Source organism: Candidatus Accumulibacter phosphatis (assembly GCF_000024165.1).
GTDB lineage: Bacteria > Pseudomonadota > Gammaproteobacteria > Burkholderiales > Rhodocyclaceae > Accumulibacter > Accumulibacter phosphatis.
The window spans coordinates 2,300,969-2,317,289 of the sequence record NC_013194.1; the positions used below are offsets into that span (position 1 = coordinate 2,300,969).

The 16,321-nt window shown below is 65.9% G+C and carries 15 protein-coding genes and 1 riboswitch; of the genes, 8 read left to right on the forward strand and 7 right to left on the reverse strand.

The genetic code is table 11. From position 1 onward, the window contains the following. Positions 1-13 precede the first annotated feature (13 nt). The 3 genes from alaS to CAP2UW1_RS10185 all read left to right on the forward strand — a co-directional run bounded on the left by alaS (position 14) and on the right by CAP2UW1_RS10185 (position 4,278). Positions 14-2,629 carry an alanine--tRNA ligase gene (alaS, locus tag CAP2UW1_RS10175; protein ID WP_041568363.1) on the forward strand — a complete coding sequence of 872 codons (2,616 nt, stop codon included), beginning with the start codon at positions 14-16 and terminating at the stop codon, positions 2,627-2,629. A 129-nt stretch (positions 2,630-2,758) separates the two neighbouring features. Further along, positions 2,759-3,790, forward strand: coding sequence for a threonine aldolase family protein (locus tag CAP2UW1_RS10180; protein ID WP_015766540.1), 1,032 nt, complete (start codon positions 2,759-2,761; stop codon positions 3,788-3,790). Further along, entirely contained in the window at positions 3,787-4,278 is a 492-nt protein-coding gene (locus CAP2UW1_RS10185; RefSeq protein WP_015766541.1) for an NUDIX domain-containing protein, read from the forward strand. Before CAP2UW1_RS10180 ends, CAP2UW1_RS10185 begins: the two co-directional genes overlap by 4 nt. 418 nt (positions 4,279-4,696) lie before the next feature. On the opposite strand, the gene CAP2UW1_RS10190 is transcribed toward CAP2UW1_RS10185, so the two are convergent. Genes CAP2UW1_RS10190 through CAP2UW1_RS10205 form a run of 4 tightly spaced genes read right to left on the reverse strand, consistent with a single transcriptional unit; the run spans position 4,697 to position 7,345 of the window. After that, complete coding sequence (locus CAP2UW1_RS10190) at positions 4,697-5,578, reverse strand: energy-coupling factor ABC transporter ATP-binding protein (protein ID WP_015766542.1); 882 nt, start codon at positions 5,576-5,578, stop codon at positions 4,697-4,699. Next, positions 5,575-6,321 carry a cobalt ECF transporter T component CbiQ gene (gene cbiQ, locus CAP2UW1_RS10195; protein WP_015766543.1) on the reverse strand — a complete coding sequence of 249 codons (747 nt, stop codon included), beginning with the start codon at positions 6,319-6,321 and terminating at the stop codon, positions 5,575-5,577. Before cbiQ ends, CAP2UW1_RS10190 begins: the two co-directional genes overlap by 4 nt. After that, complete coding sequence (locus tag CAP2UW1_RS10200) at positions 6,315-6,671, reverse strand: energy-coupling factor ABC transporter substrate-binding protein (protein WP_015766544.1); 357 nt, start codon at positions 6,669-6,671, stop codon at positions 6,315-6,317. Before CAP2UW1_RS10200 ends, cbiQ begins: the two co-directional genes overlap by 7 nt. After that, the gene (locus tag CAP2UW1_RS10205) at positions 6,668-7,345 is read right to left on the reverse strand and encodes an energy-coupling factor ABC transporter permease (RefSeq protein WP_015766545.1); all 678 of its coding nucleotides are present in this window, start codon (positions 7,343-7,345) and stop codon (positions 6,668-6,670) included. The genes CAP2UW1_RS10200 and CAP2UW1_RS10205 overlap by 4 nt, the downstream gene beginning before the upstream one ends. A gap of 123 nt (positions 7,346-7,468) precedes the next feature. After that, positions 7,469-7,686, reverse strand: a riboswitch (cobalamin riboswitch). 214 nt (positions 7,687-7,900) lie between these two features. On the opposite strand from CAP2UW1_RS10205, the gene CAP2UW1_RS10210 reads away from it, so the two are divergent. From CAP2UW1_RS10210 to CAP2UW1_RS10220, 3 genes are read left to right on the forward strand one after another with little or no spacing between them, the layout of a single operon-like run. Then, on the forward strand, positions 7,901-8,707 hold the full coding sequence (locus tag CAP2UW1_RS10210) for an amino acid ABC transporter substrate-binding protein (RefSeq protein WP_015766546.1): 807 nt from the start codon (positions 7,901-7,903) through the stop codon (positions 8,705-8,707). Between the two features lie 6 nt (positions 8,708-8,713). Beyond that, complete coding sequence (locus tag CAP2UW1_RS10215; RefSeq protein ID WP_015766547.1) at positions 8,714-9,367, forward strand: amino acid ABC transporter permease; 654 nt, start codon at positions 8,714-8,716, stop codon at positions 9,365-9,367. Continuing rightward, on the forward strand, positions 9,348-10,124 hold the full coding sequence (locus CAP2UW1_RS10220) for an amino acid ABC transporter ATP-binding protein (RefSeq protein ID WP_015766548.1): 777 nt from the start codon (positions 9,348-9,350) through the stop codon (positions 10,122-10,124). Before CAP2UW1_RS10215 ends, CAP2UW1_RS10220 begins: the two co-directional genes overlap by 20 nt. A gap of 112 nt (positions 10,125-10,236) precedes the next feature. Here the strand turns inward: CAP2UW1_RS10220 and CAP2UW1_RS10225 are convergent, their stop codons facing one another. Together CAP2UW1_RS10225 and CAP2UW1_RS10230 are read right to left on the reverse strand one after the other, a co-directional pair. Further along, complete coding sequence (locus tag CAP2UW1_RS10225) at positions 10,237-11,301, reverse strand: esterase/lipase family protein (RefSeq protein ID WP_291913903.1); 1,065 nt, start codon at positions 11,299-11,301, stop codon at positions 10,237-10,239. Between the two features lie 29 nt (positions 11,302-11,330). Next, the gene (locus CAP2UW1_RS10230) at positions 11,331-11,819 is read right to left on the reverse strand and encodes a DUF1499 domain-containing protein (RefSeq protein ID WP_015766550.1); all 489 of its coding nucleotides are present in this window, start codon (positions 11,817-11,819) and stop codon (positions 11,331-11,333) included. Between the two features lie 299 nt (positions 11,820-12,118). Here CAP2UW1_RS10230 and CAP2UW1_RS10235 point away from each other — a divergent pair, with 299 nt between their 5' ends. Together CAP2UW1_RS10235 and pfkB are read left to right on the forward strand one after the other, a co-directional pair. Continuing rightward, entirely contained in the window at positions 12,119-13,084 is a 966-nt protein-coding gene (locus CAP2UW1_RS10235; RefSeq protein WP_015766551.1) for a hypothetical protein, read from the forward strand. A 109-nt stretch (positions 13,085-13,193) separates the two neighbouring features. Then, entirely contained in the window at positions 13,194-14,171 is a 978-nt protein-coding gene (gene pfkB, locus CAP2UW1_RS10240; RefSeq protein WP_015766552.1) for a 1-phosphofructokinase, read from the forward strand. Positions 14,172-14,256: 85 nt separating this feature from the next. Here pfkB and glgB read toward each other — a convergent pair whose 3' ends face one another. Beyond that, positions 14,257-16,221, reverse strand: coding sequence for a 1,4-alpha-glucan branching protein GlgB (gene glgB, locus CAP2UW1_RS10245; RefSeq protein WP_015766553.1), 1,965 nt, complete (start codon positions 16,219-16,221; stop codon positions 14,257-14,259). Between the last annotated feature and the right edge of the window lie 100 nt (positions 16,222-16,321).

The following is a 16,321-nucleotide window of genomic DNA, read 5'->3' on the forward strand; positions in this document are numbered from 1 at the left end:
GAAAAGCATGCCGATGAAAAGCGCCGAAATCCGCGACAAGTTCCTCAAGTTCTTCGAATCGAAAGGTCACCAGATCGTCGCCTCGAGTTCCCTCGTGCCGCATGCCGATCCGACGCTGTTGTTCACCAACGCCGGCATGAACCAGTTCAAGGACGTCTTCCTGGGTTTCGACAAGCGCCCGTACCTGCGTGCAACGACGTCGCAGAAGTGTGTGCGTGCCGGCGGCAAGCACAACGACCTCGAAAACGTCGGCTATACCGCACGCCACCATACGTTTTTCGAGATGCTCGGCAATTTCTCGTTCGGCGACTACTTCAAGCTCGACGCGATCCGCTACGCCTGGGAATTGCTCGTCGACGTCTACGGGCTACCGCCTGATCGCCTCTGGGTCACCGTGTACGCCGAGGATGACGAAGCCTACGACATCTGGACGCGGGAGATCGGCGTTCCAGCCGAGCGGGTCGAGCGCATCGGCGACAACAAGGGCGCCCGCTACGCTTCCGACAACTTCTGGATGATGGGCGATACCGGTCCCTGTGGTCCGTGCACGGAGATCTTCTACGATCACGGCGAGGGCATCCCCGGTGGGCCGCCGGGGTCGCCCGACGAGGAAGGCGACCGCTACATCGAGATCTGGAACAACGTCTTCATGCAGTTCAACCGCGACGAAGCCGGTGTGATGCACCCGCTGCCGAAGCCGTCGGTGGATACCGGCATGGGGCTCGAGCGCACGGCGGCGGTCCTCCAGCACGTGCATAGCAACTACGAGATCGACCTGTTCGTCCGGCTGATCGCCGCGGCGGCGCGCGAGACCGCGTCGGCCGAACTCGACAGCCCGTCGCTGCGTGTGCTTGCCGATCACATCCGCGCCTGTGCGTTCCTGATTGCCGACGGCGTGATACCGGGCAACGAGGGCCGTGGCTACGTCCTGCGGCGCATCATCCGACGCGCCATCCGGCATGGCTACAAGCTCGGTGCGCGGGCGGCTTTCTTCCACCGGCTGGTGCCCGATCTCGTCGCCGAAATGGGTTCGGCGTATCCCGAGCTGGTCAGCCAGCAGGCGCGTGTTACCGACGTCCTGCGCCAGGAAGAGGTGCGCTTCTTCGAAACCATCGAGCATGGCATGAGCATCCTCGAGGGCGAACTCGCGAGCCTGCCGGGTCAGGGCGTCTTCAACGGCACCACGGCGTTCAAGCTGCACGACACCTTCGGCTTCCCGCTCGACCTGACGGCGGATGTCTGCCGCGAGCGCGGGGTGAGCGTCGACGTCGCCGCTTTCGACGCGGCCATGGCCCAGCAGAAGGAGCAGGCGCGTGCTGCCGGCAAGTTCCGGATGGCGACTGCGCTCGACTACAGCGGTCCGCCGACGACCTTCCACGGTTACGAGAGGCTCGATGTCACCGGCAAGGTGCTGGCGCTCTACCGTGACGGCAGCCCGGTCGATGAACTCAGCGAAGGCGACATCGGAGTCGTCGTTCTCGACGAGACGCCGTTCTACGCCGAGTCCGGCGGCCAGGTCGGCGATCGCGGCGTGCTGCAGACGGCAGGCGGTATTTTCGCGGTCGAGGATACGCAGAAGATTCAGGCCGCGGTGTTCGGCCACCATGGCGTCGTCAGAACCGGCGTGCTGCGTGTCGACGACGGCGTCGCCGCGAAAGTCGACGTACTCGCCCGCGCACGCACCGTGCGCAACCACTCGGCGACGCATCTGATGCACAAGGCCCTGCGCGAGGTGCTCGGCGGGCATGTCCAGCAGAAAGGCTCCTTGGTCGATCCGGAAAAGACGCGCTTCGACTTCGCGCACAACGCGCCGCTGAGCGCTGACGAGATTCGCCACGTCGAGGTGATCGTCAATAACGAGATTCTCGCCAACGCCGCTACCGACGCCCGCATCATGCCGATCGAGGAAGCACAGCGGTCGGGCGCGATGATGCTGTTCGGCGAGAAGTATGGCGACGAGGTGCGCGTGCTGACGATCGGCTCGTCCAAGGAGTTGTGTGGTGGCGTACACGTCAGGCGCAGCGGCGATATCGGCCTGTTCAAGATCCTTGCCGAAACCGGCGTCGCCGCTGGTGTCCGGCGCGTCGAGGCGGTGACCGGCGACAATGCTCTGGCCCTCGTCCAGCAGCAGCAGGCGCTGCTCGCCGAGGCCGCGGCGGCTGTCAAGGCGCCAGTTTCCGAGGTCCCGGCGAAGCTCGCGCAGGTGCTCGACAACGTCCGCTCGCTGGAGAAGGAACTCGCTCGCCTCAAGGCCAGGCTGGCCTCGGCGCAAGGCGACGATCTGCTCGCGCAAGCGGTCGAGGTCAAGGGCGCGCGCGTCCTCGCCGCGGTCATGGACGGTGCCGACGTCAACGCGCTGCGCTCGACGATCGACAAGCTGCGCGACAAGCTGAAGAGCGCTGCTGTCGTGCTGGCCTCGACGGCCGACGGCAAGGTGACGCTGATCGCCGGCGTTACGGGCGACCTGACTGGCAAGGTCAAGGCCGGCGAACTGGTCAACATGGTTGCCCGGCAGGTCGGCGGCAAAGGTGGCGGCCGCCCGGACATGGCCCAGGCCGGCGGCAGCGATGCCGCGAACCTGCCGGCAGCACTCGCCTCGGTGCGCGCCTGGGTCGAGCAGCGGCTTTGATCGATCCGCAAGGCGAAGAAGACCGACGCGATCTCGTCACCGCCCGGGTCAGCGCGCAGGGCGTTATCCAGCCGGTTGCCGCGGCAAGGTCGGCTCAGCCTGCGCTCATCCTCCCCACGGAACCCTTCGATGCAGCATTTCGCGAGTGACAACTACGCCGGCATCTGCCCGGAAGCGCTGGCGGCCCTGCTCGCCGCCAATGATGGACACGTCCGCTCGTATGGCGACGACGAATGGACGCTGCAGGCGGCTGATCGCCTGCGCGAGCTCTTCGAGACCGACTGCGACGTCTATTTCGTCTTCAACGGCACGGCCGCCAATTCGCTCGCGCTCGCCGCGCTCTGCCAGTCGTACCACAGCGTCATCTGTCACCATCTGGCGCACGTGGAGACCGACGAATGCGGCGCCCCGGAGTTCTTCTCGAATGGCGCCAAGCTGCTGGCCGTGGGTGGCGAGCAAGGCAAGCTGACGCCGGCGGCGATCGTCGAAGCCGTTAGCCGGCGCAGCGACATCCACCATCCAAAGCCGAAGGTGGTGACGCTGACGCAAGCGACGGAAGTGGGTACGGTGTACCGCCCGGACGAATTGCGAGCCCTTGCCGACGCGGCGCACGAACGGGGCCTGCGCGTTCACATGGATGGCGCCCGCTTCGCCAATGCGGTCGCCGGACTCGGCCTGAGCCCGGCCGAAATGACCTGGCGGGCAGGTGTCGATGTGCTGTGCTTCGGCGGCACCAAGATGGGCTTGCCGGTCGGCGAGGCGGTCGTCTTCTTCGACCGTCGGCTGGCCGAGGACTTTTCCTATCGCTGCAAACAGGCGGGCCAACTGGCCTCGAAGATGCGCTTCCTGTCGGCACCGTGGCTGGGGATTCTCGAAAACGGCACCTGGTTGCGGCACGCGGCGCACGCCAACGCCATGGCGCGGCGCCTGGCCGCGGGAGTGGCGGAAGTCGCCGGCCTGCCGGCGCTTTTCCCGGTCGATGCCAACGGTGTCTTCGTGCGTCTACCGGGTCGGATCGAGGAAGGGCTGCGCGAGCGTGGCTGGTTGTTCTACAACTTCATCGGTGCCGGCGGAGCACGTTTCATGTGCGGCTGGGACACGGCGCCGGAGACCGTCGATCGCCTCGTTGGCGACGTTCGCGAGCTGGCGCGCGAGTCGTGACCAGTCACTGGCAGTTCTGTCCGCGCTGCGGCTCAGCGCTCGTCGAAAGCGAACTGGCCGGCAGACAGCGCTTGCGTTGCGGCGCCGCTTGCGGTTTTGTCCACTGGGACAATCCGGCGCCCGTACTGGCCGCGCTCGTCGAATACGATGGACGGATCGTCCTGGCGCGCAACTACGCCTGGGCGGCGGGGGCTTTCGGCCTGATCACCGGCTTTCTGGAGCGTGACGAGGATCCGGCGGCTGGCGTCGCGCGCGAGGTCCGGGAGGAACTCGGCCTCGATGCCGTCGCCGTGACGCTGATCGGTGTCTATCCGTTCGCCCGCAAGCATGAGGTGATCATTGCCTATCATGTCCTTGCTTGCGGCGAGATCCGCCTCAACGAGGAACTCGCCGAGTTTCGGCTGATCGCGCCGGAAAAGCTCAAAGCCTGGGATTTCGGCACCGGTCTGGCGGTCAGCGACTGGCTGGCTCGCCGCGCTGGGGCGTGACGCTGTCGGCGCGGGCCACTCGCGCAAGCTCGCGGGCGGCGCTCATTGACACGGGAGTGCGCGCCAGCGCCCAGACCTGTCGGGATATTTGACACCCCGACTTGCCTCAGCTCTTTGGGAAGCGGCCAAGACACTGCTAAATAACAACAAGTTTCTTATGGCATGAAAAGTGCTGTGTCGTGGAAGTCGGTGGCCGACCTCGTCTAGGAGTGTCATCTACCCCAGTTCGCCCTGCATGGATATTTCGGGCGGAAGTCGCCGCGAAGTGAGGTTCCCTGTTTCGCCGGCGCTGCTGGGCCTTGGCCTCGCCGGTATCGGTCTCACCCGTCGGCGCAGCCAGACGGCCTGACCGGTCTTGCGCATTCTGAAGTAAAAGGGGAGGAGTGGAGGAGGCGGCACCTTCGGGTGCCGCCTTTTTCTATGGTCGGGCTCCCGCCGCTGACTGGCCGCCTTCCAGCACCGCCAGCAGTTCGGCACAACTGCGCGGTCGCTGCTCCCTCGACAGCAGGCCGCGCGCCGTCAGCCCATGCTGCAGGGGAATGACCGCCGGCAACGGCAGACCCTGCGCCGACAACTCGCCGGCGTACTCCGCGAGATGCACGGCGTCGAGAGAGGCCGTGCAACTGCCGGCGCGCATCAGGTGGATCTGGTCGGCCCAGCGGTACGCGAAGTCGATGTCGTGCGTGGCCAACAGAAGCGTGATGCCGCGCGCGTGCAGTCCATCGAGCACCGCCAGCAGCTCTTCCTGCATGCGGTAGTCGAGGCCGGCCATCGGTTCGTCGAGCACCAGCAGTTCGGGTTCCATGGCCAGTACGCCGGCTATGCAGACGCGCTTCTTCTGGCCAAAGCTCAGGTGGTGTACAGCCTTGTCGGCAAAGGCTGACATGCCAACGGCGTGCAGCGCCGCTGCCACCCGGTCGCGTACCGTCGTGCTGTCCAGGCCAAGGTTGCAGGGACCGAAGGAAACGTCCTCCAGAACGCTGGCGGAAAACAACTGGCGGTCGGGGTTCTGGAAGACCATGCCGACCTTGCTGCGCAAGCGACGCAATCCGCCGCGGCTGTAATCGATGGCCTGCCCGGCGTAGCGGACCGCGCCGGCCTGTGGTCGCAGCAGCCCGTTGGTGTGTTGGAAGACGGTGGTCTTGCCCGAACCGTTGGCGCCGATCAAAGCATTGCGGCTGCCGCGCATGATCGACAGCGAACAGTCGGCGAGCCCGACGCTGCCATCGGGGTAAGAGAAACCGACCTGCTCGAGGGCGAGCAGCGCTTCCGTCGTCCGGCCAGCGATCGCCAACGTCATCGAAGTCCAAGCGCCAAAGCAATCAGGCCGCTGCCGGCCGTGGCTGCAATGCCGACGGCGCGCGCCGTTTGCTCGAAATGCGGCTCCATGAAACGCAGCGGCCCATCGTTGTTGCGTGCCTGTGCGGCGACATGCAGGGCGTGCGCGCGCTCCCAGACCTGCAGCGTGAGATTCGCCGCCAGTCCGCCGAGCGAGCGCATGGCGAGACGTGGCGTCGCATAGCCGAGGCGCGCCGACTGTGCCGTCAGGGTGTCATGAACCGCCTCCGAGAAAACGAACAGCATGCGGTAGCAGAGCACCATGATCTCGAGCAGGGTTTCCGGTGCTTTCAGGCGGCGGAGGAGGGCGACCAGGTCGATCAGCGGTGTCGTCAGGGCCAGGAAGAGCAGGGCGGCCAGCGCCGCGAGCGAACGTGCGCCGACCGCCGCCAGTTTGCCGAGACCGTCCGGCGCGAACTGGAGGCCGATGGCCCCGGTCGCGGCGTTCAGGTCGAGCGAAAAGGCCAGCGAGATACAGCCGAGAGCGAGAAAGGCCAGCGCCGGCAGGGCCACCCGCAGGTAGTGGCCGGGGGAGACGCCGGCGCCGGCGATGGTCGAGAGCGCAACCAGGGCGGCGACGAGGAGGGCTGTTTCCGGCCTGGCCGCGGCAAACGCGGCGACGAAGCCGCACAGCGAGAACAGGCCCTTGGCCGCCGGAGCCGCCTTGCGCCAGCGGTTGGCGTAGGCGCATTGTTCGATCAGCACGCTCTGTCGCCGGCGTCCGCCTCCTGGCGCTTTCCGGCTTCGCGCCGCATCTTCTCGCGGGTCACCGAAACGCCGAGATAATAGCCGATGAAGCCGGCTCCGAGGGCGGCCTGCAAGGCGAACAGGAGCGACGCCACTTCACCGCTGGCGGGTTCCATCAGCGGCTCGAACCACGGCTGGTAGCTGGGGGCGATCTGGCCGATCAGCGCCATGGCCTTGTCGTCGGCGCCGGTGAAGATCTCGATCGGCTTGCCGTCCGCGCCCGCCTCGGGCCTTTGCACCTGACACAGCGGCAGGGCGGTGAGCAGCACGACGGCGACTAGGAGCAAGAGGTTCTGATGGCGTTTCACGCGCGCACCTCGCTGCTGCCGATGACCTTCATGTCCTGCAGTTCGCGCGGGTTGAAACGCGCCAGGGCATTGAAGATGACGACCGTCAACAGACCCTCGCTGATGGCCAGCGGGATCTGGGTGATCGCGAAAATGCCCGCGAACTTGACGAAGGAGGCGGCGAAGCCGCCGACCGGGTCAGGGAAAGCCCAGGCCAGTTGCAGCGAGGTGGTCACGTAGGTCAGCAGGTCGGCCAGACTGGCGGCGAGGAAGACGCTGACGGCAAACGAGCACTTCAGGCCACGCGCCAGGCGGAAGACGGCAGCGGCGGCAAACGGGCCGACGATCGCCATCGAGAACAGGTTGGCGCCGAGAGTGGTGAGTCCGCCATGGGCGAGGAGCAGTGCCTGGAAGAGGAGCACGACGGCACCGATGGGCGCCATGATGACCGGGCCGAAGAGGATCGCGCCGAGCCCGGTGCCGGTCGGGTGCGAGCAACTGCCGGTCACCGAGGGTAGTTTGAGTGCCGATAGAACGAAGGCGAAAGCCGCCGCCACACCGAGCAGCATGCGTTGCTCGGGCTGCTCGTGGACCCTTTGCCTGACGGCGCGCAGGCCGTAGATGACGAAGGGTGCCGACGCCAGCGTCCAGCCGACGGCATGTTCGATGGGCAAGAAGCCTTCCATGATGTGCATGACCATCCTCCTCTGCGCGAAAGGCAGGAAGCACCATCGTGAGGCGAGGATCGGAAGACGGACCGCCTGCAAAGCAACCGCTGCGGCTGATCAACGGAACCGTTCCCGTCACCCCGGGGATTGGCACTGCCTGTGGTTCAGGCCGGTCTTCTGGCTCGCCTTCCTTCTCCTTTGCCGACCTTCCCGCGTCAATCACGCAGTGGCATGAGGCAAACTCGTCGGGCATACAGCAGCGGGGGCTGCGCCGGACTGGCACGATTCGTGGAATCGTACGGTCACCGGCTTCCCGTTTCACCTGCCGCACGGTTGTGCGGCATGGCACCTGAACCAAGCGAAGTATACGTGAAGCGCGTGCCAGGCCCAAGCGTTCGCGCGAATGTTCGCGGATGTCGAGGCGACGCGCGGCGCCGGCGATTCAGCCGGGGAGGGTGCGCAGACTTGGGTATACTGTCGCCCTTGCCGTACCTGACCCCGGCATGGCGCCGCCGCACGTTGGTGATGTATCTGCGGCGGTGGCCTGCCATGCTGATATCGTTCTCGTCACAGGAAACAAAAATGAAGAAGAAAACTGCAGTTCTGTCGATCGTCCTGTTGTCCGCTGCGCTGCTCGCAGCCTGCGGCAAGAAGGAGAATCCTGCTGAAGGCAAAGCGGCGACAGTGCCGGCGCCGGTTGCCGCCATTGTCGTCGGTCTGGACGACAACTTTCCGCCGATGGGCTTCCGCGACGAAAAGAACACGCTCGTCGGCTTCGACATCGATCTGGCCGGCGAGGCCGGCAAGCGGCTCGGCGCTGAAGTGAAGTTCAAGCCGATCGACTGGAATGCCAAGGAAGCCGAGCTGAACAGCAAGCGCGTCGACGTGCTGTGGAACGGTCTGACGATCACCGAGGCGCGCAAGGAGAAGATCCTGTTCACCACGCCCTATCTGGAAAACCGCCAGATCATCGTCGTCACCGACAAGTCGCCGGTCAAGACCAAGGCCGACCTCGCCGGCAAGGTGGTCGGCGTGCAGGACGGCAGCAGCGCCATCGAGGCTGTCGAGAAGGACGCGGCCACGGCCAAGTCACTCAAGGAACTCAAGAAGTTCGGCGACAACGTCACCGCACTGATGGATCTGGGAGCTGGTCGACTCGATGCGCTGGTCGTCGACGAGGTCGTCGGCCGCTACTACACGACCAAGAAGCCCGGTGAGTACCGTGTTCTCGACGAGAACTTCGGCACCGAGGACTACGGCGTCGGCACCCGCAAGGACGACACCGAACTGATGGCGAAACTGCAGAAAACGCTCGACGAGATGAAGAAGGATGGTTCGGCCGCCGCCATTTCGACTAAGTGGTTCGGCAAGGACATCATCAAGAAGTAACGGTGCATGGACTATGTGATCGAGATCATGGCCCCCCTGATCGAGGGTACGGGGGTCACGCTGCAGGTTTTTCTCATCAGCTTCGTCCTCGCCGTACCGCTCGGTCTGGTCCTGGCCCTCGTCAGGATTTCGCGCTTCGTCGTGCTGAGCGGCCTGGTCAATGGCTACATCTGGCTGATGCGTGGCACGCCGCTGATGCTGCAGATGCTGTTCATCTATTTTGCGTTGCCCTTCGTGCCGGTGATCGGCGTCCGCCTGCCGGACTTTCCGGCGGCCATCGTCGCCTTCGTGCTCAACTACGCGGCGTACTTTGCCGAGATCTTTCGCGCCGGCATCCAGTCGATTGATCGGGGCCAGTACGAAGGTGCGCGTGTCCTCGGGCTCAGCTATCCGCAAACGATGCGGCGCATCGTCCTGCCGCAAGTGCTCAAGCGCATCCTGCCGCCGATGAGCAACGAGACGATCACCCTGGTCAAGGACACGTCACTGATCTACGTGCTGGCGATGAACGACCTGCTGCGCGCCGCGCGCGGAATCGTCCAGCGTGACTTCACGACGACGCCCTTTGTTGTCGCCGCGGCTTTCTACCTGGTGATGACGCTGGTCCTGACGCTGGGCTTCCAGCATCTGGAGAGGAAGTATGCCGTCTACGATGGCTAGCCCGATGATCCATGCGCGCGATGTGCACAAGCGCTTCGCCGCCGTCGAAGTGCTCAAGGGCGTTTCGCTGGCGGTTGGCAAGGGCGAGGTGGTTGCCGTCATCGGCCCGTCGGGATCGGGCAAGAGCACCTTCCTGCGTTGCCTCAACCATCTCGAGACGATCAACCGCGGCAGCATCGACATCGAGGGCGAAACGCTGGTCGCCACCGGTGCCGATGGCGTTTGCCGCTATTCGCCCGACGCCGATATCCGGCGCATCTGCCGCAAAATGGGAATGGTCTTTCAGCACTTCAACCTGTTTCCGCATCTGACGGTACTGCAGAACATCATCGAGGCGCCGATCACCGTCAAGGGCTTGCGGCGTGACGAGATCCTCCCGAAAGCCGAGACGCTGCTGCGCAAGGTGGGCCTGCTCGACAAGCAGGCGAGTTATCCCTCGCGGCTCTCCGGCGGCCAGAAGCAGCGCGTCGCCATCGCGCGGGCACTGGCCATGGAGCCGGACATCATGCTGTTCGACGAGCCAACCTCGGCGCTCGACCCGGAACTCACCGGCGAAGTGCTGCGCACCATCCGCGAACTGGCCGAAGAGCACATGACGATGCTGGTGGTGACGCACGAAATGGCCTTTGCCCGCGAAGTGGCGAGCCGCGTCGTCTTCATGGATGGGGGCGAGATCCTCGAGGCGCGTTCGGCAAAGGAATTGTTTGCCGCCCCCGAACACCCGCGTACGCGCGCGTTCCTCGAGAACATGTTGTAGCGGGCACCCAGCCACGTCCGCCGATGTCTGGCCGGGGGCGGTCTGAGGTAGCGCCCATTGGCCGCGCGGCGCCGCGAGCAGCGGTCTCCCCCGCACGCCAGCGGCGCCCACTTCACGGCGCGTACAGGCGCGCCAGCAACTTGTCGAAGGCAGACCGGCGGTCGGGCGGCGTCGGCAGCACGATCCCCTGCTGTTGCAGGACGGTGATCAACTTGTCCGGTGTGACACCCGATTCGCCGACGATTTCCACGTGGCCGGCTGCTACCTCGACATCGGTCGTGTCGGGTGCCTCGGTGACCGGCGGATAACGCTGTTCGGCAAGGCTGAAGATGTAGTCGTCCTTGAGGCACTGGCCTGCCGCATCGCGACGGCGACACGTGTTGCGTTCGTCGGTGACCACCTTCAGATGGCTGCGCACCTGCGGCGCAAGCTGCCCGGGTTGGCGGATGAACGCCGACGCGTGCGTGATTTCGTACCAGTTGTCGCCACTGATCAGCCAGCACGCCAGGTCGTTGAGTCCCAGTGTTGCCAGGCGTAGTGCGGTGACGGCGCACATCCGGGCCGAGGCGATGCCGGCGAAAGGCGCCGACACGGTCACCAGCCGCAGGTCGAGGTCGGGCTTGCGCACCGGGTCCGGTCGGTCGGCGACCAGCGCCTTGCGGGCGATCAGCCCCCCCATGCTGTGACCGATGACCGTGATCTGCGGCGTCTCCAGGTGCCCGGCAAGCTGGTCGACGGTACGTGCCAACTGGCCGGAACTGAGCATCAGGCTGTCGCGGTCGTCGTAACCGAAACAGACGGTCTGCTGGCCATGGAAGGCAAGGACCTCGGCCAGCGAGCGGAAGCGGCCGGCGGAACCCCTGCAGCCATGTACCAGGACATTCACGGGCTGGTCCGGGGACAGGTAGAGCGTGCGGTCGGCAGCATCATGGCACGGACCCAGTCCGGGGACCTTGACGGCCACATGCGCCGCCGGCAGGCGGCCGGGGTCGGACAGACTGTCGCCGGCCAGGGGAGGGCTTGCAGCGCAGCCGGCGAGTGCCGCGGCAGCCATCAGCGGGAAGACGCTCTTCACCCTTTTCCTTATTCGCGAGAAGGTCATGCGATGATCGACGATTCGCGCCTGCGCGGTCAAGTACCAGCTTGCTGCCGAGGACAACAGCGGCTGAGCGAACACGGCCGCGTGTCCGTCGACAGGCCGGTCGCTCAGGAAGTCGCGAGCTTTTCGCGCAAGTCCTCGATGCGCCGGCGATTGACGCCAAAATCCTTGCGCCCGAGGCGCGATGCCGAGCGCACCTGGATCACGCCACTGCTCGCATCGAACCAGAACTCGACGTCGTCGACGAACTTCATGAATCGCGTTTCACAGCGCACGTAGAGATAGTCGGAACGGCTGTCGACAATGCTGACGCCCGGCTGCGCCTGCAGCAGGGCCTGCAGCCTGGCCATCGTCGTGGACGCATCGCCCCGCACGGCCAGCGGCGCGATATGGGCCTGCTCGCGCTGCGCATGGCCAGCCCACAGCAGTGCCTGGCTGCTCACACTGTTGGGAGTTTCCGACGGTGGTTTGAGCTTGCCTGCGCGCACTCCAAGGTCGCCCGGGGGCGAGCCGCGGAGCAGACCGACCTGCCCGGCGAGCAAGGCCAGCACGGCGATCGTCACGACGCCAATACCGATCCACCTGACGATCTGCATCCCATGCCTCCTTTGGCGATTGCACAACGAAACGAGCATGGAGTAGATGATAGGCCGAAAAGGCGGTGCCACGTGTTCCGCCGCAAGGGGCTTCGGTTCGGCGGTCAGTTTCGACGACAACGCAGCCGGCCGGCAATTATTGCCGCCCGGGGGACGCGCAAAGCGGCAAGCGCCTACGCGGTTTCGCCCCAGTCGCTGCTGCCGGCGCCCGCCAGGGTATGGCCCGGATGTTGCTTCCAGTTCTCGGGAGCCGCCGACCGTGCGGCGACCGCCAGACAACCCTGTGCCGGAGGCACGCCATGTCCCCATTCTCGGTTCTTTCCCTTGCCGGCAACCTGTTCGGCCTGGCATCAGCCACCTGGAAGGCCGCCGTGCCGGCCGAGGCCGACAGTTTTCAGGCGCTGCTCGCGGAACGCTTGCGCGGCTCGCCCGAGGATGCGACGACGGCACTGTTCGGCCAATCCGGGGCTGGTGGCCTGCCGTTCGCCGGCACACCCGGGGGCGCGGCGAGTCCGCTGCTCGCGCGGCTGGGCACCGGCGGAGGCGTTGCCGGGCTGTCGTCGCTCGGGCGCAACCTCAGCCTGGCCGATCCGGAATCCGGCTACCGCATGATGAGCAGGATCAACCAGCGTGACGTCACGTATCGGGCGCAGTTCGCCGAGCTCAGCGCGATGCAGGCGGCGGTGGCGACAATGCAGCAAGCCGGCAAGACACTCGGCGAAATTGACGCTGCCAGCGACGCCGGCAGCGACGGCGCCACGCTCAGGGCCAAGCTGCAGGCCTTCGCCAGCCGGTACAACGAATGGATCGGCCGCTTCGCCGGGAGCGTCGAGCAGGGCGGCGTGCTGGATGGGACGCAGGCCGCCGAAGTATCGCTCTACGAGCTCGAAAAGAGTGTCGAGAACCCCTTCAACGGCGCCATGCGTGGTCTGCACGGGCTGCGCGACCTGGGCTTCACCATTGACCAGACGAGCAATCTCGCCCATTTCGACCCGGCGACCTTCGACGCCGCCTTCCAGAGAAACCGGCAGGGCGTGCTCGACACCATCGGCGAATTCAGCGCCAGCTTCGCCAAGTCGGCCAGCTTGCTCAACGCCAGCGACAACTTCATTCCTCGTCAACTGAACAATCTTGACGGCGCCATCGACTACCTCGCCGACAACCTGTCGTCGCTGCGCAGCGAGTTCGGGCGAGGCGACCCGGCCAAGCCAACGCCGCAGATCGCCCGCGCGCTTGCCGCCTACCAGCAATTGCCCAAGGCCTGAAGGCACATCGGCAACACGCAGACGGGGTGGCGATGAGCGTCCGGCCAAGTGAGGCCCGCGGGCCGGCGGACCCTTGCGCGGGCAGGCGAGGCGTTTGGAGGCAGGGCGCATGAGCCGGTCCGTGGGTATCGCCACCGTCACCCTCAACCCGGCCATCGACCAGAGTGTGGCGATTCCCGGTTTCGCCGCCGGGCGCCTCAACCGCGTTGTTGCGGAGCACTGCGACCCCGGCGGCAAGGGCGTGAACGTCGCGTCCTTCCTTGCCGACCTGCATTTTCGCGTCGCCGCTGCCGGTCTGCTCGGCCGTGACAACGCCGGGGCCTTCGAGCAACTCCTCTCTGACAAGGCGATCACCGACGCCTTCGTGCGCGTCCCCGGGAAGACCCGGGTCAATGTCAAGATCATCGACGAGACGGCGCCGGGGGTCACCGAGATCAACTTCCCCGGCCCGGTCGCTACCCCAGGGTGCCTCGCGGAACTGGCGCGGATGATTGACGCACTGCTCGCCGATCACGACTGCTTCGTGCTCTCCGGCAGCGTCCCCGCCGGCGTTCCTGTCGCTTTCTATGCCGACCTGATCCGTGGCCTCAAGGCGGCGGGCAAGCGCGTGTTGCTCGACAGCAGTGGCGACCCGCTTCGCCACGGCATCGCCGCCGGGCCTTGGGCGATCAAGCCGAACCTTGCCGAGCTGGAGGAACTGGTGGGTACGTCGCTTCTTGACGAGGCGGCGGTGATCAGCGCGGCGCGCCAGTTACTGGCTGCCGGAGTGGGCTGCGTGGTGGTGTCGATGGGTCAGGCGGGTGCGCTGTTCGTCACCGGCGATGAATGCCTGCAAGCCATCCCGCCCGAGGTCGAGGTCAGGAGCACGGTCGGCGCCGGCGACGCCATGGTCGCGGGCTTCGTCGCCGGCAGTTTGCGCGGCTGGACATTGGCCGACAGTGCGCGCCTGGCGACCGCCAGCGCCGTCGGCGCACTGACGCAGATTGGCCGGCGCCTGCCGCCGACACCGGTCGTCGAGTCGCTCATGGCACAAGTCTTGGTACTCCAGGTCGTCGATCTGGCCAGTCGTCGGCTGTTGGCAAGGTAGGCACCAAGGTGCACCCTCCGGGTTCGCAGGGCGTGACCCGTGGGGCAGTTGTCTCGCAGCACCTGGGCACGGGCACTGCCGGCGCCTAGCGGTCAGGCCTGAGCACCACCACCGCCAGCGGTGGCAAGGTCATCTCGATCGAATACGGCTGCGACTGCCAGCGGATGTCGGCGGCTGTCAACGGGCCGTCGTTACGCACGTCGCTGCCGTCGTACGGCGCGGCGTCGCTGTTCAGGACTTCGCGGTAAGTCGTCAGCATGGGGACGCCGAGGCGATAGCCTCGCCGCACCAGCGGCGTGAAGTTGGCGACGACGAGCAGGCAGTCCTGCCAATTCCTGGCACGCCGAATGTAGGAGATGACGCTGTGCTCCCAGTCGCTGGCGTCGATCCACTCGAAGCCCGGTCGCTCGCAATCCTGTTCGTGGAGCGCCGGTTCGCCGACATAGAACCGGTTCAGGTCGGCGACCCAGTTTTGTAGCCGCCGATGCGGTTCAGCGCCGTGCGGCGCGCCGCCTGGCTCGATGAGGTGCCAGTCGAGGCTGCGATCCTCGCTCCACTCGCGCCATTGCCCGAAGTCCTGGCCCATGAAGAGCAGCTTCTTGCCCGGATGCGTCCACATGAACCCATAGTAGAGGCGCAGGTTGGCGAACTTCTGCCAGAGGTCGCCGGGCATCTTGTCGAGCATTGCCTTCTTCAGGTGGACGACTTCGTCGTGCGAGATCGGCAGGACGAAGTTCTCGTTGAAGGCGTACATCAGGCCAAAAGTCAGCTTCTGGTGGTGGTACTTGCGATGGATCGGATCGTGGGCGATATAGGCGAGCGTATCGTGCATCCAGCCCATGTTCCACTTGAAGGTGAAACCGAGGCCGCCGAGGTAGGTGGGCCGGCTGACCATCGGGAAGGCGGTGGACTCCTCGGCGATCGTGACGGCGCCAGGATGCAGTTCGTACACCATCTCGTTGAGACGGCGCAAGAAGGCGATCGCTTCCAGGTTCTCGCGACCGCCATATTCGTTGGGTAGCCAGTCCTGGCGTTCGTAGTCACGATAGAGCATCGCCGACACGGCATCCACCCGCAGCCCGTCGATGTGGTAGCGGTCGAGCCAGAAGAGCGCGCTGTTGATCAGGAACTGCACCACCTGCTTGCGCTTGTAGTTGAACACCTTGGTACCCCAGGCCTTGTGCTCGCCGATGCGGTCGTCCGCATACTCGTACAGCGCGCTGCCGTCGAACTTGACCAGCCCGAAGTCGTTCTTGGGGAAGTGGGCCGGTACCCAGTCGAGGATCACGCCGATGCCGTTGCCATGCATGTGGTCCACGAAGTACTGGAGATCGTCCGGCGACCCGAAACGGCTGGTGGGCGAGAACATGCCGGTGACCTGGTAGCCCCACGACGCATCGAGCGGATGTTCGGTGACCGGCATCAGCTCGACATGCGTATAGCCCTGCTGCCGGACATAGGCGACGAGGCGTGCGGCCAGGTCGCGATAGCTCAGGTAGCCACTGCTGCCGGGTACGCGTGCCCACGAGCCGAGGTGCACTTCGTAGATCGCCATCGGCCGGCGCAGCGGATCGTTGCGGGCGCGGCTGGCCATCCACCCGGCATCGCTCCACAGCCCCCTGGCACCGAAGGAGATATCCCAGACGATCGACGCGGTCTGTGGGCGCATCTCGGCGTAAAAGCCCTGCGGGTCGGTCTTCCGCGCGAGCGCGCCGGTCTTGGTCCTGATCTCGTACTTGTAGAGCGCCCCCTGGCCCTGCCCGGGGATGAAAAGTTCCCAGATGCCCGAGCGGGCGCGTGCGCGCATCGGATGGCGGCGGCCGTCCCACTGGTTGAAGTCGCCGATGACGCTGACGTCCCGGGCATTCGGCGCCCAGACCGCAAAGCGCACGCCCTGTACGTCACCGAGCCGCACGACATGGGCGCCGAGCAGTTCATAGGTGCGGTAGTGCCTGCCCTCGCCGAACAGTTGCAGGTCGAAATCCCCCAGCGCCGACCGAAAGCCCAGAGGGTCGCCGTCCGGGCTCGGTGTACCCCACCAGGTGGTCATGGCGAGACCGCCGGCACGCGGCCTTGCCGCAGGCCCTGCCGAGCCCGCGCCGGCACCGCCTGGCGCCGGCTCGTGTCGCCACCCGCGTACGCCAGCTTCA

What these genes read in the sequence shown, in the direction of transcription:
- CAP2UW1_RS10190 (WP_015766542.1), bottom strand. Translation starts at nt 5,578, where the DNA reads ATGACGTTGGCGATCGCTGGCCGGACGACGGAAGCGCTGCTCGCCCTC.
- alaS (WP_041568363.1), top strand. Translation starts at nt 14, where the DNA reads ATGAAAAGCGCCGAAATCCGCGACAAGTTCCTCAAGTTCTTCGAATCG.
- CAP2UW1_RS10215 (WP_015766547.1), top strand. Translation starts at nt 8,714, where the DNA reads ATGGACTATGTGATCGAGATCATGGCCCCCCTGATCGAGGGTACGGGG.
- CAP2UW1_RS10205 (WP_015766545.1), bottom strand. Translation starts at nt 7,345, where the DNA reads ATGCACATCATGGAAGGCTTCTTGCCCATCGAACATGCCGTCGGCTGG.
- CAP2UW1_RS10220 (WP_015766548.1), top strand. Translation starts at nt 9,348, where the DNA reads ATGCCGTCTACGATGGCTAGCCCGATGATCCATGCGCGCGATGTGCAC.
- CAP2UW1_RS10210 (WP_015766546.1), top strand. Translation starts at nt 7,901, where the DNA reads ATGAAGAAGAAAACTGCAGTTCTGTCGATCGTCCTGTTGTCCGCTGCG.
- glgB (WP_015766553.1), bottom strand. Translation starts at nt 16,221, where the DNA reads ATGACCACCTGGTGGGGTACACCGAGCCCGGACGGCGACCCTCTGGGC.
- pfkB (WP_015766552.1), top strand. Translation starts at nt 13,194, where the DNA reads ATGAGCCGGTCCGTGGGTATCGCCACCGTCACCCTCAACCCGGCCATC.
- CAP2UW1_RS10180 (WP_015766540.1), top strand. Translation starts at nt 2,759, where the DNA reads ATGCAGCATTTCGCGAGTGACAACTACGCCGGCATCTGCCCGGAAGCG.
- CAP2UW1_RS10235 (WP_015766551.1), top strand. Translation starts at nt 12,119, where the DNA reads ATGTCCCCATTCTCGGTTCTTTCCCTTGCCGGCAACCTGTTCGGCCTG.
- CAP2UW1_RS10230 (WP_015766550.1), bottom strand. Translation starts at nt 11,819, where the DNA reads ATGCAGATCGTCAGGTGGATCGGTATTGGCGTCGTGACGATCGCCGTG.